Annotated in this window: 12 protein-coding genes and 1 pseudogene; 4 read left to right on the top strand and 9 right to left on the bottom strand. The window is 70.4% G+C overall.

The features are described 5' to 3' along the window. Positions 1-764: MBL fold metallo-hydrolase (locus tag B9G38_RS10180; RefSeq protein ID WP_086220301.1), on the top strand; the 764-nt coding region annotated here is incomplete at its 5' end. A 61-nt stretch (positions 765-825) separates the two neighbouring features. Next, positions 826-1914 carry a molybdopterin-dependent oxidoreductase gene (locus B9G38_RS10175; protein WP_086220300.1) on the top strand — a complete coding sequence of 363 codons (1089 nt, stop codon included), beginning with the start codon at positions 826-828 and terminating at the stop codon, positions 1912-1914. A 19-nt stretch (positions 1915-1933) separates the two neighbouring features. Here the strand turns inward: B9G38_RS10175 and B9G38_RS10170 are convergent, their stop codons facing one another. Then, positions 1934-4435, bottom strand: coding sequence for a DEAD/DEAH box helicase (locus B9G38_RS10170; protein ID WP_086220299.1), 2502 nt, complete (start codon positions 4433-4435; stop codon positions 1934-1936). A gap of 316 nt (positions 4436-4751) precedes the next feature. Here B9G38_RS10170 and B9G38_RS10165 point away from each other — a divergent pair, with 316 nt between their 5' ends. Further along, entirely contained in the window at positions 4752-5216 is a 465-nt protein-coding gene (locus tag B9G38_RS10165) for a DUF5807 family protein (RefSeq protein WP_049932670.1), read from the top strand. Positions 5217-5252: 36 nt separating this feature from the next. Here B9G38_RS10165 and B9G38_RS10160 read toward each other — a convergent pair whose 3' ends face one another. Genes B9G38_RS10160 through B9G38_RS10150 form a run of 3 tightly spaced genes read right to left on the bottom strand, consistent with a single transcriptional unit; the run spans position 5253 to position 9589 of the window. Further along, on the bottom strand, positions 5253-6905 hold the full coding sequence (locus B9G38_RS10160) for a long-chain fatty acid--CoA ligase (RefSeq protein WP_049932669.1): 1653 nt from the start codon (positions 6903-6905) through the stop codon (positions 5253-5255). 57 nt (positions 6906-6962) lie between these two features. Beyond that, complete coding sequence (metX, locus tag B9G38_RS10155; RefSeq protein ID WP_086220298.1) at positions 6963-8261, bottom strand: homoserine O-acetyltransferase; 1299 nt, start codon at positions 8259-8261, stop codon at positions 6963-6965. Then, complete coding sequence (locus B9G38_RS10150) at positions 8258-9589, bottom strand: O-acetylhomoserine aminocarboxypropyltransferase/cysteine synthase family protein (protein WP_086220297.1); 1332 nt, start codon at positions 9587-9589, stop codon at positions 8258-8260. Before B9G38_RS10150 ends, metX begins: the two co-directional genes overlap by 4 nt. Positions 9590-9758: 169 nt before the next feature. Between B9G38_RS10150 and B9G38_RS10145 the strand changes: the two genes are divergently transcribed. Further along, a complete protein-coding gene (locus tag B9G38_RS10145) occupies positions 9759-11177 on the top strand; it encodes a DHH family phosphoesterase (protein WP_086220296.1) in 1419 nt (472 codons plus the stop codon). Between the two features lie 59 nt (positions 11178-11236). Here B9G38_RS10145 and B9G38_RS10140 read toward each other — a convergent pair whose 3' ends face one another. From B9G38_RS10140 to B9G38_RS10120, 5 genes and pseudogenes are all read right to left on the bottom strand, one after another. Continuing rightward, positions 11237-11533 carry a hypothetical protein gene (locus B9G38_RS10140; RefSeq protein WP_086220295.1) on the bottom strand — a complete coding sequence of 99 codons (297 nt, stop codon included), beginning with the start codon at positions 11531-11533 and terminating at the stop codon, positions 11237-11239. Next, a complete protein-coding gene (locus B9G38_RS10135) occupies positions 11530-11811 on the bottom strand; it encodes a winged helix-turn-helix domain-containing protein (protein WP_086220294.1) in 282 nt (93 codons plus the stop codon). Before B9G38_RS10135 ends, B9G38_RS10140 begins: the two co-directional genes overlap by 4 nt. An 85-nt stretch (positions 11812-11896) precedes the next feature. Continuing rightward, on the bottom strand, positions 11897-13462 hold the full coding sequence (locus B9G38_RS10130) for a molybdopterin-dependent oxidoreductase (protein ID WP_086220293.1): 1566 nt from the start codon (positions 13460-13462) through the stop codon (positions 11897-11899). 3 nt (positions 13463-13465) lie between these two features. After that, positions 13466-14395: a spondin domain-containing protein gene (locus B9G38_RS10125; RefSeq protein WP_086220292.1), complete on the bottom strand. Its 930-nt coding sequence runs from the start codon at positions 14393-14395 to the stop codon at positions 13466-13468. Between the two features lie 49 nt (positions 14396-14444). After that, positions 14445-14647 (bottom strand): annotated as a pseudogene (locus B9G38_RS10120) (IS701 family transposase); the annotation flags it as partial.

Raw genomic sequence — 14647 nt, 5'->3', positions numbered from 1 at the left:
ACACCTGCGAACGGGCCCGCGAGCGCGGGGTGTCGCGGTCGCGCTTCTCCGTCCACGTCGCCAACGAGCGGACCGGCGAGTCGCTGCTCGTCGACTTCAGCCCCGACTTCAGACAGCAGTTCCTCGCGGCCGACGTCCCGCTGCCGGACGCCGGCCTCGTGACGCACATCCACTTCGACCACCTCGACGGGCTGGGGAACGTCTACCGGCTCGTCGACGGGCTGCCGGTCCACGCGCCAGCGGAGACCGACCCAGCGACCGACGAGAGCGTCGCGGAGACGATCCGAGACAAGTACGACTACCTCGAAGACCGGATCGGCGTCCACGCCCGCGACCCCTTCGACCCCTTCGAGACCTGCGGTTTCGAGGTGCGGTTCGTCCCGGTCGACCACCCGCCGCTCGTCTGTTACGGGGTCGTCGTCCGAGATCCGGTGACCGGCGCGAAACTCTCGCTCACGGGCGACACCAGCTACGACGTTCCCGAACGCTCCCGCGAGGCGCTCGCCGGCGCGGACCTCCTCCTCGCCGACGCCATCGTCCCCGCCTCGCTCTGTGAACACCACCCGATCGGCGGCCGACACGAGGGGCCGGACGGCGTCGCCCGCACGTTCGGCACGAAGCACATGACCCGGGAGGGGGCGCTCGCGCTCGCGGACGAGCTCGAGCCCGACCGGACGCGACTCGTCCACCTCGCCCACTACTACCCCGCCGACGAGGCGTTCGAGGAGCCGCTCGCGGTCGACGGCGAGGTGTACGAGCTGTAGCGAGCACGGCGATTCTCCGCGGGCTGTATCCTTTTGTCTCGCTAGCACATAGCACGCGTAGATGGCCGCGACGGACCGACTCCGAACCGCGCTCGACCGCTTGGAGCCGCCGCCGCGCGCGGTCGACTGGTCGCTGTTCGCGTTCGTCGTCGCCGAGGCGGCCACCGGGCTGGTCTCCTTCACCGTCGGCGTCCCGGAAGGGTGGCCGCTGTTCTGGCTCCACCGCGCGCTCGGCGTCGGCATCGTCGCGCTGCTCGGGTGGAAGCTCGCCCGCGTCCGGCGTCGGCTCACCGACCCGAACCTGTGGCGGCGGTCGACCGCGCTCTCCGTCCTGACGCTCGTCGCCGCGGTCGGCGCGCTCGCGACCGGCACCATGTGGGTGTTCGGCCTCGACGTGCGGCTCTCCTACTGGACGCTCCTCTCCGTTCATGTCGGGTTCGGGCTCGCGCTCGTCCCGCTCGTGGCCGCGCACGCCGCCACCCGGTTCCGCCCGCCTCGGCGCGTCGACTTCGAGCGCCGTCGGACCGCAGTCACCTACTTCGCGCTGCTCGCGGCCGGCGGCACGACCTACCGCCTCCAGCAGGGGATCAACGACGCGCTCGACACGGCCGGGGCAGACCGGCGGTTCACCGGCTCGCAGCCCCGCGAGGGCGACGGAAACGGCGCCTTCCCGATCACCTCGTGGGTCGCCGACGACCCCGACCCGATCGACCGCGACGCGTACCGGCTGGCGGTCGACGGCCTCGTGAGCGACGCCGTCGAACTGACCGCCGACGAGCTGGCGGCGGGTCACGAGACGGAGGCGCTGCTCGACTGTACGAGCGGCTGGTACACGGTCCAGGAGTGGGGCGGGATCCGCGTCGACGACCTGCTCGACGCGGCCGGAGATATCGACGACGACGCGGCCTACGTCCGGTTCACGTCCGTCACCGGCTACCGCTGGAGTCTCCCCCTCGACGAGGCCGAGGACGCGCTGCTCGCGACGCATGTGGGCGGAGAGCGGCTGAGCCACGGGCACGGCGCGCCCGCCCGACTGGTCGCGCCCGACCGCCGGGGTTTCCAGTGGGTGAAATGGGTGACGCCCGTGGAGGTCCGGTCGGAGTACGACCTCGGGCAGTGGGTGGTGACGCTGGTGAGCGGGTTCGACTAACTCCGCGGCCGGTCCGGCCTCACTCGTACTCGGTCTCGACGACCTCGCGGATGCGCTCCGCGGTCACCGGGCCGACGCCGTCGACGTCCAGTAAGTCGTCTTCGGGCGCGGTCATCACGGCCTCGACGGTGCCGAAGTGTTCCAGCAGCGTCCGCGCCGTCACGGGCCCGATGTCGGCGATCGAGGAGACGACGTACTCCTGCTGTTCCGCGCGGGTCTTCGTCGTCTTCTCGCCGTGGACGCTCACCTCGCGGTCGCGCGTCTCCTGCTCCCGCTTGGCGATCGTCGCGAGCAGCTCGGTGGTGTCCTCCTCGCCCTCGGTGCGGAGGACGCTCACGTCGAAGTCGACCGCGAGCGACGCGAGCGCGCCGCGGATCGCGTTCGGGTCGATATCGCGCTGGCCGTAGAGGTTCGTCCCTTCGACGACCATGACGGGGCGAGCGTACGCCCGCGAGAGCTCGCCCACCTGCTCGAACATCGACCGGTCGGAATCGAGCATCGAGTCGACGAAGTCGGCCGCCGACTTGCGCTCGACCGCGACGCGGTCCGAGAGGACGTAGTCGCCGACCGCGAGCGTCTCCAGCCGGGTGACGAGGCCGTCGCGCGTCGAGAGGTCCTTCGCGATCGAGGAGTCGAGCTCGCGCTGGTCGACGACGACCTCGACGCCCTCGTCGACGCCGGCGGTGGCGACGACGCCGTCGTCGCCTGCGTCCGTCTCTCCCTCGACCTCCGTCTCTCCGTCAGCCTCGGCCTCCACGTCGTCCACGTCGTCTTCTCCCTCCCGCGCTTCCGCAGCGAAGTCGGTGAGGCCGGCGTCGCCCTCGTCGTCACCGCCGATCTCGCCTTCATCGTCACCACCGACTTCGCCCTCAGCCTCACCCTGGTCATCGCCCGAGCCGCCTTCGCCAGAGTCGCCCTCGCTCGCGGACCCGCCGGCGAACGCGTCGAGGCCCGCCTGTCCCTCGTCGCCGACTGACTCCTCGATGTCGTCGGTGGCCTCCTTCAGCTCGGCGAGCTGGCTGGCCATCTTCTTTTCGCGGCGCCGTGAGATCCAGAAGAACGCCTCGTCGCGGGTGTCCTCGGCCATCAGGACGGCGACCTTTCCCTCGGCCTGCCGGCCCGTCCGCCCCTTGCGCTGGATCGAGCGGATCGCAGTGGGGACCGGCTCGTAGAAGCAGACGAGGTCGACCTCGGGCACGTCGAGGCCCTCCTCCGCGACCGAGGTGGAGACGAGTACTTCGAACTCGCCCATCTTGAACTCGTCGAGCGTCTCCTGTTGCTGTTTCTGGCTCATCCCGTCGGAGCCGTCCTTGTCGCCCTGTCCGACGAACTTGCGTACGTCGAAGCTGGCGGAGAGGAACTCCACGAGCGCCTCGGCGGTGTCCCGGGACTCGGTGAACAAGATAGCGCGCTCGCCCTCGTTGATCCCGAGCGTCTCCGCAAGGAGGATGCGGGCCTTCGAGAACTTCGGGTGGAGCCCGTCGAACGACTCCGCCTTCCGCATCGCTTCTCTCACTTTGGGGTCCGCGACCATGCGCTGGCTCGCCTTCGACGCGCCCGACGATCGGGCGGCCTCGCGCTGGCGCTCGAAGTAGCGACGCACGGACTCGACGGACTGCGTCTCGACAAGCTCGGTCGCGCGCCGGAGCTTCATCACCTCGGCGTGGGTGGACATCCCCTTGTACCCCTCCGACTGGTCGTTGTCCATCATCTGTTTCAGCTGCCCCCGCATCTTGTTGAGGTCCTTCTGCGAGAGGTCGGGGTTCGTCGTGTTCGTCACGCCGAGTTGTTTCAGCTTCTCCAGCCGGTCCGTGATCACCTCGTTGAGCGCGTCCCGGATCTCCAAGACCTCGTCCGGGAGCGTCACCTGCTCCCACCCGACATCGGTGTCGTGAGTGTACTCGTCGACATCGGCGTCCTCCTCGGTCATCACCTCGACGTTGACGAGCCCGAGGTTCTCGCAGACCGTCTCGATCTCCTCGGTGTCGCCGCCCGGCGAGGCCGACATCCCGGTGACGAGGGGGTCGGTCGCGTCGACGTGGTACCGCTCCGCGATGTAGACGTACGCGTAGTCGCCGGTCGCGCGGTGGCACTCGTCGAAGGTGAGGTGGGTCACGTCGCGCAGCGAGATCCGGTTACCGACGAGGTCGTTCTCGACGACCTGCGGCGTCGCGATCGCGATGCGCGCGTCGTCCCAGAGCGCGGCGCGGTCGTCGGGCTTCACGTCGCCGGTGAACACGACGATCTCGTCGTCCGGAATCTCAAGCGCCTCGCGGTAGAAGTCCGCGTGCTGCTGGACGAGGGGCTTCGTGGGGGCCAAGAAGAGCGCCTTCCCGCCCGCCTCGTGGAGGCGCTCGACGGTGACGAGCAGGCTGACCGTCGTCTTGCCGAGGCCGGTCGGGAGACAGACCAGCGTGTGTTTGTCGGCGGCGGCGTCCGCCAGCTGGAGCTGGTAGCGGCGCCGCTGGAGGAAGTCGTCGACGAGCAGGGGTCTGTCGATCCCGGCGGCCTCGGTCGCCATCGGCGGTGCTTCGCCGCCGTCGGTCTAAAGCCTTCGCGAAGCGGGGTGAAAGTTATCCGTCGACGGAACGCTCCTCTCGGAGCTCCTCCGGAACGTCCTCGTCGACCAGCTGTGCCCACTCCGCGAGCCGGTCGTCGGATCTGTTCTGCGTGCTCATTACGCGACGGATCTCCGTGGTGCGTATTAACAGTTACCCCGATTCCACACGATCTATTATATGCTCGGCGGATCGCCGCTCCGCGATCGCCCGCGACCGGAGCCGGTTCCGCTCGAGGCGACACGCACACCTTTTACCGCTCACGCGCCTCCGGGCGGCATGAGCAACCTCGACGAGTTCCTCGCGGGCGAGCGGCTCGACGACGTGGTCTTCTACCTGAGCGACGCGTACCTCGACGACGACTCCCGGCTGCGCGAGGTCGGCACCGAGACCGCCGGCGGCGTGCGGCTGATCCTCGACGGCGAGACCGGGCGGTCGGCGTTCCAGGCCGGCACGGGCATGGGCGCGATGGAGTTCGCGAAGACGGCGATGGCCGCGGAGGGCGAGATCGCGCGCTCGCTCGACGACGGCGCGTGTCCGTTCGCGGACGGCCCGGACGCGGACGACGCGAGCGAGGATCCCGAAGCCGACCACGACATCCAGTTCATCTTCGCGTTCGCCGAGGCGCAAAACGAGGAGGTCGGCGGCCTCTACGCCGAGGGCGACGTGGTCCACGCGTACGCTCACTGTACCTGCGGCGAGAGCTACTCGCACAAGTGGGTCGTCGGCGACCGCGACGACTGAAAGCCCGCCGAGCGACCGGCTACCCGCTCGGCTCGACTACTCCTGCTCGGGCGCGTCGTCTTCCGGGACGGCCCCCTCGACGAGCGACTGGTCGCCGTACTGCTCCCGGAGGTCCTTCTTCGAGAACTTCCCGGTGGCGGTCTTGGGAACCTCGTCGATGAACTCCACCGCGTCCGGGACCCACCACTTGGGGTACTCCTCGCGGAGCCCGGTCTCGATCCGCTCGACGAGCTCGTCGCGGTCGACGCCCTCGGCCACGACGATGAACGCCACGGGGCGCTCCTGCCAGCGCTCGTGGGGCACGCCGACGACGGCCGCCTCGCTGACGCCGTCGTAGGCCATGATCGCGTTCTCCAGCTCGACGCTGGAGATCCACTCGCCGCCGGACTTGATCACGTCCTTCGTCCGGTCGACGAGCTGCATGTAGCCGTCCTCGTCGACGGTGACCACGTCGCCGGTCTTCAGCCAGCCGTCGACGAACTCCTCCTCGTTCGCCTCGGGGCGCTTGAAGTACTCCTTCGTGACCCACGGGCCGCGGATCCGGAGCTCACCGAACGCCTCGCCGTCCCACGGGATCTCCTCGCCGTCCTCGTCGATGACCTCGAACTCCAGGCCGGGAGCGACGAGCCCCTGCTTCGAGCGCTTGTTCACCTGCGTCTCGTACTCGGCGTCGCGAAGGTCATCTTTGAGATGCGAGACGGTGCCGATCGGCGACAGCTCCGTCATCCCCCACGCGTGGAGCACCTCCACGTCGCGCTCGTCGTACCACTCGACCAGTGCCTTCGGCGCGGCCGCGCCGCCGATGATCACGGTGTCGAGCGTCGAGAGGTCTACCTCGTTACCCCCCTCGATGTACTCGCGGAGGCCGAGCCACACCGTCGGCACGCCCGCGGAGATGGTCACGCCCTCCTCTTCGATCAGCGCCGCGAGGTCCGCGGGGTCCGGCGATGGACCGGGGTAGACGTGCTTCGCGCCCGCGGCGGCGGCGGTGAACGGCATCCCCCACGCGTTGACGTGGAACATGGGAACGACGGGCATCACCACGTCAGAGTCCTCCATCGGGATCCCCTGCGGGGTCTGGGAGGCCATCGTGTGGCTCCATAGCATCGAGTGGGTGTACTCGACGCCCTTCGGCTTCCCCGTCGTGCCGGAGGTGTAACAGAGGCCGGCGGGCTGGTCGCCGTCGAGGTCCGGCCAGTCGTACTCGGTCGAGTGGTCCGCGATGAACTCCTCGTAGGCGGGCGCGTTGAGCGCGTCGATGCCCTCCGAGCCCATCGCGACGAAGTCGACGCCGTCGAACTCTTCCGCCCCCTCCGCAGCGCCCGCGATCTTCTCGGCGAGCGACGGGTCGACGAAGATGATCTCGTCTTGGGCGTCGTCGACGATGTACTGGATGTGCTCGTCGGGCAGCAGCGGGTTGATCGTGTGGAGCTGCGCGCCCGTGTTCGGGACGCCGAAGTACGTCTCGAAGTGCCGCGTGTGGTTCCAACAGAACGTCGCGACGCGGTCGCCGCGCTCGATCCCGTGGTCGTCTAAGGCGTTCGCGAGCCGGGCCGTCCGGTCGGCGTACTCGGCATACGTGTGCCGCGTCCGCCCCTCGTGCGTCCGCGAGACGATCTCGGTGTCGGGGTACAGTCGCTCGGCGCGCCACATGAACGGTCGCAGGGTCTGCGCGTGTCCGCCTGGCATACCTCTCACCTCACGCGGTCTGGAACTATGAACGTTATCATGATTGATCGTGACTCTTCACCCCCGAAACAGGCTCGCGTGGACCGGCGCGTGGTTAGAGTCTGGCCGCGGGTCGTCGCCGTCGTCGCCGTCCTCGTCGGAGACGGCGCGGCCGTCGACGCCGTCGGCGAGGAAGTCTCGGACCGGCGGGCCGACGTGTTCCGGCTCGACGAGGAACGCGTCGTGGCCGTGGTCGGAGTCGACCACGTGGTGGGCGACCGGCACCCCGGCCTCGCGGAAGGCGTCGCCCAACGACGCCGACTGCTCGACCGTGAAATGCCAGTCGGCGGTGAAGCTCATCAGCAGCGTCTCGCCCTCGAACGCGGCGAGGGCGTCGGCGTCGGTCCCGTGGCCGGCGGCGAGGTCGTACTCGTCCATCGCGCGCGTCAGATAGAGGTAGCTGTTCGCGTCGAAGCGGTCGCCGAACCCCTCCGCCTGGTAGTCGAGGTACGACTCGACCTCGCGGTACGGGAAGAACCCGGCCGTCGGCTCCGGCGGCAGCCCGAGGTCCCCGTCCTCGCGCGTCAGGGAGTCGCGGCCGGCCGACCGGCGCCCGAACTTCCGCTCCATCGACGCCTTCGAGAGGTACATAATGTGGCCGATCTGGCGGGCGATCGCGAGCCCCTCGGTCGGGGCCGGCCGGTCGTCGCCGTAGTAGTCGCCGCCGTTCCAGTCCTTGTCGGCGCGGATCGCCCGGCGCGCCACCGCGTCGAGCGCGAGACACTGCGCGTCGAGGCGTCCGGCCGTCGCGATCGCGACCACGCGGTCGACGTCGTCCGGGTACCGCTTCGCCCACTCCAAGGCGTTCATCCCGCCGACGCTGCCGCCAACGACCGCCCGGAGCCGCCCCACGCCGAGGTGGTCGAGCAGGCGGCGCTGTGCGCGCGCCCAGTCCTCAACTTGGACCGGCGGGAACGCGGTCCCCCAGCGGTCGTGGTCGGGCTCCTCGCGCAGGCCGAGGTCCGCGGGTCGCTCGCTGGCGGGGCCGGTCGTCCCGTAACAGGAGCCCGGGACGTTCGCGCAGACGACGTAGTACTCGGTCGTGTCGATCGCCTTCCCCGGGCCGACGACGTCGTCCCACCACGCCCGGGCCTGCCCGGCCTGCCCGACCCCGGTGGTCTCCGCGTCCCGCTCCGGCTCGGGGGAGCGCGCGACGTTCTGGCTCCCGGTGAGCGCGTGGCAGACGAGCACGACGTTGTCGCCGTCGAACTCGCCGTGCGTCTCGTAGGCGACCTCGAAGTCGGGGACCGACTGCCCGCACTCGAAGGTGAACTCGCCGAGCGAGGCGACGCCGTGGTCGGTCGGGACGGCGCTCATCGGTCCGCCCCCTCGTCCGCGGCCCGCTCCTCCTCGGTCCGGCCCGCCGCGACGTGCTCGCCCGCGGCCAGTCCCGCGTCGAGGTCGGCGATCACGTCGTCGGGGTCCTCGATCCCCACCGAGAGCCGGAGCATCTCGGGGTAGACGCCCGCGAGCCGCTGCTCGTCCTCGTCCATCTGCGCGTGGGTGGTCGAGGCGGGGTGGATGACGAGCGTCTTCGCGTCGCCGATGTTCGCGAGGAAACTCGTCAGGTCGACCGACTCGCAGAAGGTCTTTGCGGCCTCGTACCCGCTGTCGACGCCGAAGGTGACCATCCCGCCGAAGCCGTCGAGGTACTCCGCGGCGTTGCCGTGGCTCTCGTGGTCCTCGAAGCCGGGGTACGTCACCCAGTCGACGCGGTCGTCGCCGCGGAGGAACTCGGCCACCCGCCGCGCGTTCTCGCAGTGGCGATCCATTCGCAAGGGGAGCGTGTTCAGCCCCTGGATCGTCTGCCACGCGTCGAAGGGCGACTGCTGGCCGCCGGTCGGCCGCACGCCGCGCTGGCGGGCGACGTTCGCGAACGCGGCGTCGCCGAACTGCTCGACGAAGTCGATCGGGTACGCGGGCGATTCGCCGTCGAGCTCGGCGTAGTCGGCGTCGGGGTGGTCCCACGGGAACTGCCCGCCGTCGATCACGACGCCGCCGACGGTGGTGCCGTTGCCCGTGATCCACTTCGTCGTCGACTCCCAGACCACGTCGGCGCCGTGCTCGAACGGCCGACAGCAGTACGGCGTCGCGAACGTGTTGTCGACGACGAGCGGCACCGCGTTCTCGTGGGCGATCTCGGCGAGCCGCTCGAAGTCGGGCGTGACGAGCGAGGGGTTCGCGAGCGTCTCGACGTGGACGAACGCGGTGTCGTCGTCGACCGCGTCCGCGTACGCGTCGTAGTCCAGCGCGTCGACGAGCCGCGCCTCGATCCCGCGGCGGTTCGCGATGCTCGTGAGGTACGTCGCGGTCCCGCCGTACATCTCGGAGCTGGCGACGACGTTGTCGCCCGCGCTCGCGAGGACGGTCGTTATCGCGTCGAACGCGGCCATCCCCGAGCCGGTCGCGACCGCGTCCGACCCGCCGGCGAGGTCGGCGAGCCGCTCTTCTAAGACGTTCACCGTCGGGTTCGAGAGCCGGGAGTAGACGTGGCCCTCCGCCCGGAGCGCGTACAGCTCCGCCGCCGTGTCCGCGTCGTCGAAAACGTACGAGGTCGTCTGGTGGATCGGCGTGGCGCGGGCGCCGGTCGCCGCGTCGGGCTCGGCGCCGGCGTGGAGACTCCGGGTCGAAAACCCACGTGTCATGTTTGTTGCTCATACGACCACATACATCTATAACTGTCAGTTACGGCAATTGATGCCCCTTCGGCGCCGCGTCCGCCGGGCGGCGCCGCTGGGCGCCGCCGCCGTCGCCGTCGCGTCGTTCCGCGCCCGAAGCGTGCGTTTATGACCGGTCGGGCGCCAACCGGTGGTAATGGCAGTCGCCGTCCCAGTCCCCGACCTCGCCGACCGCGCGACCGACTGCGCCGACCGGCTGCGCGAGGCCGACCGGGTGTTGCTCGCGTCCCACATCGACGCCGACGGGATCACGAGCGCCGCGGTCGCGTCCACCGGGCTCGCCCGTGCGGGGATCGACCACGAGGTCGTCTTCGAGAAGCAGTTGGACGCCGACTCGATCGCCGGAATCGCCGCCCGCGAGTTCGACGTGGTGCTGTTCACCGACTTCGGCTCCGGCCAGCTCGACGCCATCGCCGACCACGAGGACCGCGGCGACTTCGTCCCCGTCATCGCTGACCACCACCAGCCCGCCGACCGCGACACGCGGTACCACCTCAACCCCCTCTTGGAGGGGATCGACGGCGCGAGCGAGCTGTCGGGTGCCGGCGCGAGCTACCTCCTCGCCCGCGCGCTGGAGGGGCCCGACGGCGACAACCGCGACCTCGCCGGGCTCGCCGTCGTCGGCGCGGTCGGCGACATGCAGGACTCGGCGGACGGGCTCGTCGGCGCCAACGAGTCGATCGTCGCTGACGGTGTCGACGCCGGCGTCCTCGACGCGCAGACCGATCTCGACCTGTACGGCAGACAGACCCGCCCGCTCCCGAAGCTGCTGGAGTACGCCTCCGACGTGGACATCCCGGGGATCTCGAACGACGAGGCGGGGGCCATCTCCTTCCTCACCGACCTCGACCTCGACGTGAAACGCGACGGGGAGTGGCGCCGCTGGGTCGACCTCGACGCGGAAGAGCGCCAGCGGCTCGCCTCCGCGCTGATGCGCCGCGCGGTCGCCTCCGGTGTCCCCTCCGAGCGGATCGAGGCGCTCGTCGGCACCGCCTACACCCTGACCGACGAGGAGCCAGGCACCGAGCTTCGCGACGTCAGCGAGTTCTCCACGCTGCTCAACGCGACCGCGCGCTACGAGCGCGGCGACGTCGGGCTCGCGGTGTGTCTCGGCGACCGCGGCGACGCGCTCGCGGAGGCGCGCCGGCTCCTCCGCACCCACCGACAGAACCTCTCCGAGGGGCTCCAGTGGGTCAAAAACGAGGGCGTCACCCACGAGGAGCACCTCCAGTGGTTCGACGCGGGGTCGCGCATCCGCGAGACCATCGTCGGCATCGTCGCAGGGATGGCGGTCGGCTCCCCCGCGGTCGACCGATCGAAGCCGGTGATCGCCTTCGCCGAGGAGAGCGCCGAGGAGCTGAAGGTGTCCTCGCGCGGCTCGCACGCGCTCGTCCGCAAGGGGCTCGACCTCTCCGCGGTGATGCGCGAGGCGAGCCGGTCGGTCGGCGGCGACGGCGGGGGGCACGACGTGGCCGCGGGCGCGACGATCCCCATCGACGAGCGCGACGCGTTCCTCGCCGCGGCCGACCGGATCGTCGGCGACCAGCTCTCGTGAGCCGCCGCGCTCCCCGCTCGCGGGGACGCGGTCGCCTCGTCAACTCACCGCCGCCCCGGTCACCTGACCGTCGCGTAGGTCAGTAGCGACACCGCGAGCAGTTCCAGCACGCTCATCACGAGGACCACCCGCCCCACGAGCGGGTCCATCGCGTACAGCGTCCGCATCGCGAAGAAGAAGGCGACCGAGACGAGGTTCTCGATCAGGAGCACGCCGCTGAACCCGACCAGCCCGAGCAGCAGCGTCGACCCGAACTCGCGGTAGTTGCGGAGCCAGACCGAACCCAGCACCGCCAGCAGGGCGCTGTTGACGACCGCGATCAGCACGGCGACGCCGGTCGGCGACGCGGGGTTCATTCCGCGTTCACCTCCCCGGTGATCTCCTCGAACATCTCCGCGTGGCGCTCGAAGCGGTCGGTCAGGAAGTACAGCTTCCCGTAGTCGTGGTCGCTCGGCTCGACGACGTCGTGGTCTTTCAGCATGTCGAGGTGGTGTGTGATCGTGTTGTAGTCGACGTCCAGCGCCTCCGCGAGCTCGTTCGCGTTCCGCGGGCGGTCGCGGAGCCGCCGGACGATCCGGACCCTGTTGGCGCCACCGCGGCTCGCGACGAACAGGTACCACAGGGCCTTCTCCATCTGACGTACTGGTGTGTCCGGTATGTGATGAAAGTCGTTTCGCCCCGGGTCGGTCCCGGCGAGCGCACCGAGCGCGGCGGCCACGTCAGCCGACCGTCCGCCGGACCCACCCCGACGCGCCGCTCGGGACGGAGCCCGACTCCTCGCCCGACTGGAGGGCCCCCGTCCCGTCGGTGGCGCGGACGACGACCTCGTGTTCCCCGTCGGGCTCGAAGACGTGGCGCCACTGCCGCCAGACGTCCGCGTCGGGCAGCGCGTCGGAGAGGGCGGCGTCCGTCCACGAGTCGCCGCCGTCGGTCGACACCTCGACGCGCTCGACCCCGCGGGTCCCGGCGTAGGCGTGGCCGGCCAGTTCGACTCGCCCGTCGCCGAGTTCGGTGATCCCCTCGTCCCAGAGCTTGGCGACCGTCTTCACCTCGCCGGTCCCTTCCCAACCGCGCTCCTCCCAGTAGCCGTCGTCCTCGACGCTGAGGAGCTCGATCTCCGAGAGCCACTTCACGTTCGTCTCGCCCCAGTGGCCCGGGATCAGCACCCGGACCGGGTGGCCGTGACCGGAGGGGAGTTCTTTCCCGTTCATCCCCCACGCGAGGAACCCCTCGGCGAGCACGTCGACCGGGAACTGGACGTAGTAGCCGTCCTCGCCGCGCAGCATCGCGCAGTCGCACTCGCCCTGCGGGTCGACGGATTCGATCAGGGGCCGGATCGGCGTTCCGGTCCAGACGGCGTTGTCCAGCTTCCGCCCGTTCAGGTCCTCGCCGACGCACCGCAGCGTGATCGCGCGGTGTTCGACCGGCCGGTCGACCAGCTCGTCGAAGGTGACCGTCCGGTCGGTCTCGGTCTCGCCGGTGAACGTCAGCGACCACTCGGCGGCGGTGACCTCCGGGTCGAACTCCGCGATGTCGACGTTGTAGAACTCGCCGATCGGACTCACCATGTCGTGGAGGTCGTCGCTCTCGAACGCCAGCCCCGCCGCGTCGAGCTCCTGGAGTCGGACTGCGGCGCCCTCGGACCGCGGGGCGTCCGGGAGGGGATCGTCGCCCGCGGCGGACAGCCGCCGGCCGCCGGCCGCCGCGACGACGAACCCGAGCGCCCCCGCGACGACGCCGAGCGTCCGACGACGCACCGCGTCGACGCCGGCGGGTAGCCGACTTCCGTCCGCGGCGATTCCCTCCCGGTCGGAAGCGTCGTCCGGCGCAGAGTCCGACGGGGACGGAGACGCGGGGCCGTCGGCGCTCGGCGGGAGCCAGCCGACCCCGGCGACCGCCGCCGCGGGGAGCGCCGCGCCCAGCGCCCCGATCGAGACGCCGGTCAGCGCCGCCGCGAGGAGCCACGCCCCGCCGCCCGCCGCGGCCGCCGCGGTCGCCCGTCGCTCTGTGCGCGCGGCGACCCGGAGGCCCGCGAACGCGACCGCGCCGAACAGCCCCGCGACGGCCGCGACCGCCATCCCGATGTGGATCAGGTGGCCGGCGTCGCCGAACGTCGCGATCGCGAACGTCACGACCGGCCCCGGAGTCAGGTTGACGATCGCCTGGTCGACCGGCCGCACGACGAACGAGGGCGTCCATCCCGTCGCGAGGTACGACCCCGCGACCGCGGCGGCGCCGGCAGCCGCCGCCAGCAGCGCGTCTCGGCGTTTGGGACCGTTGATCATACTTTACGTCGGGGTTACGGTCACTTGAACTACGTCCCCGACCGCCGGGTACTCATGGCCGTCGTCGACCTCGCGCAGTCGACGCACGACGCCGCCCTCGTCCGCGCCTTGGTCCGGCGCCTCCTGCGCCGGGGCTTGGTCCGGGCCCCTTCCGGGCGGCTCCGCGTTCGGCTCCGTCCCCGCGTCGAACAGCGCCGCGGCGTCGGTGACGTCGCCGTCGACCGGGTCGCCGTCCTCCGGCCAGAGCACGATCCCCGCCTCCTCCGTCGAGACGAACACGTCGTTCGAGGGGACGAACATCGAGGCGAACGAGAGCCGGTGGCCGGGCGAGACGTCGACCTCGAACTCGAACGCGCCGCCGGGCGCGATCGGCGGTGCCCCCGGAACCTCGCCAGTCGGGTCGTTCGGGTCCGCGACGGTGTCGGCCGGCGCGTACACCCCCGAGTGGGCGACGACCGACGACGCCTCCAGTTCGTCGACGAGCCCGTCTGCCCCCTCGAAGCCGGTCGGCGGACCCGCCTCCGCGAGCCCTTCGAGGCCGATCGAGGCCGACTCGCCGAGTTCGTAGACCGGGTTCTCTCCCTCGTGGACGGCGTACGCGCCCGGCGTGATCCAGACGGCGCCGTCCGTCGGCGTCTCGGCGGGATAGAAGTCCGGGGACGCGACGTTCTCGATCCGCACTCGCACGGTGGCGGACTCCGCCATCCCGTCGTCACCCGTCTCGTCGTCGTCCGTTCCGCCGTCGCCGTCCATCGCCTCATCGTCGTCCGCCCCGCCGTCACCGTTCATCGCACCGTCGCCGTCCATCCCGCTGCCGTCATCCATGCCGCCTCGGTCACCCGTCCCGCCGTCGCCGAGGCAACCGGCGAGTGCCAGCGTCGCGAGTCCGCCGCTCGCCGTCAGGAACCGTCGCCGCGCGTCTCGGTGCGTCATGGCTTCGGCGAGGGCGATGACGGGGATATAGATTTTTCAAGTACGGAACTCAGCTTTGAACGTTAGCGTCGGCTGTTGAGTGAACGAAGAGGTGATCAATCTCTTCCATCAGGTCGTCGACGCTACGATCATCGTTGTCTCGAACCCACGAGAGAAGGTTGTAAACGGCTTCTTTCAGCGAGTGTTCGAGGTTCGCTCGAAGCGATGACGCTTTCGAGCGAACCGTCCCCAAGGCGCTCGATTCGGGATCAA

This window comes from Halorubrum sp. SD612, from assembly GCF_002135005.1.
The sequence above is the reverse complement of the archived record's forward strand: the minus strand, read 5'-3'. Positions and strand labels throughout refer to the sequence as shown.